Origin of the sequence: Psychromarinibacter halotolerans, from assembly GCF_029168315.1 — a bacterium.
GTDB lineage: Bacteria > Pseudomonadota > Alphaproteobacteria > Rhodobacterales > Rhodobacteraceae > Psychromarinibacter > Psychromarinibacter halotolerans.
The window spans coordinates 1-1306 of sequence record NZ_JARGYD010000031.1; the positions used below are offsets into that span (position 1 = coordinate 1).

Here is a 1306-nt window from a genome sequence, read left to right on the forward strand (position 1 = left end):
CTGTCGTTGCCGCCCCCACCGTTCAGATAATCGGCTCCGCCGCCCCCGATCAGGGTATCGTCGCCCGCGTCGCCATTCAGGACATCCGCATCGTCGCCACCGTCAAGGCTGTCGGCGCCATCGCCCCCCTGAAGCGTGTCGTCCCCAAGACCGCCAAGGATCGTGTCGTCGCCGTCGCCGCCCAAGCCAAGGTCAGCCCCGTCACCGGCGTCGATCGAGTCGTTCCCGCCCTGACCGTCCAGCCGGTCGTTGCCACCAAGCCCGACCAGCGTGTCGTTGCCCGTGTCTCCGGTCAGAACGTCATCGTTCTCGGTACCGTCAATGTATTGGTCCATATTCGTCACCTACCCCAAGCAAACGAAAGGTCCGGAAGCCACGCACAGTCGGCAGAACAAGAAGACTTGTCCGATCTCAGGATCCCCGGATCACCTCTTTAAAAAACTGATCAGAATACGAGCTCATCTACGACAATCTCGAAATCACTAATACTTCCATCCAGATAGGACCTTAGATCACTCGCCGTTCCGGTCGGGCTGGAATACTGCGAGGCCCCAAGCGTCCAGGCCTCGTCGTTCCCTGCGAGACTGACAGGCGCATCGATCGATCCCAGTAGAGTGCGCTCGCTATCGCTTTCTATGAACAGGAAGCTCCCCTCGTCTGGGTCGATGCTGTACGACAACGTGAACTCTTCGCCAGCGGTCACCACTCCGGCATCGGTCTCTATGAAGTAGCTGTCGCTTACAGTCTGGTGACGCAGCACCACCGACCCATCGCCATCGACCGCAACGGTCAAATGGCCGCCGCCGCCGAACCCTATGGCGTCCCGCGAGAACAGGGCTTGCATTGACGCATCACCGAGATCACTTCCCGAGTCCGTCCCATCAAGGGCATCGACAACGAAAGTGATTGAAACTGTGGCCTTTTCCAGATCGTAAGGGCTTATGTCGGCAATTTGGATGTAGTCGTTCACCCCGTCCAGCAGGACACTCCCCCCGTCGACAACGGCTCCGTTAACGAACAGAGCCGTATTTTGATTGGCGGAGATATCCATGCCAGGAGCATCGTCATCGTCGAAGAGCCACGCGCCGATAACGTTCTCTTCGCCTGGGCCGTCGCGCACAGTTACCGTTGCTGTATCTCTGCCACCGTTTCCGTCGCTCACGGTGTAGGAAAAGCTGTCGGTGCCCCCGCCTGTACCCGGGGTGTAAGTGACCGTGCCATCACCGTTATCCACCACAGTGCCCTGCGTGCCGGCAAAATCCAGACCTAAGACGCTCAGGGCGTCGCCATCAACGTCAAAGTCATT

Annotated in this window: 2 protein-coding genes; both read right to left on the reverse strand. The window is 59.0% G+C overall.

From position 1 onward, the window contains the following. On the reverse strand, positions 1 to 335 hold a 335-nt coding region (locus tag P1K30_RS23755; RefSeq protein ID WP_275635221.1), incomplete at its 3' end, for a calcium-binding protein. Between the two features lie 110 nt (positions 336 to 445). Further along, positions 446 to 1306: cadherin-like domain-containing protein (locus P1K30_RS23760; protein WP_275635222.1), on the reverse strand; the 861-nt coding region annotated here is incomplete at its 5' end.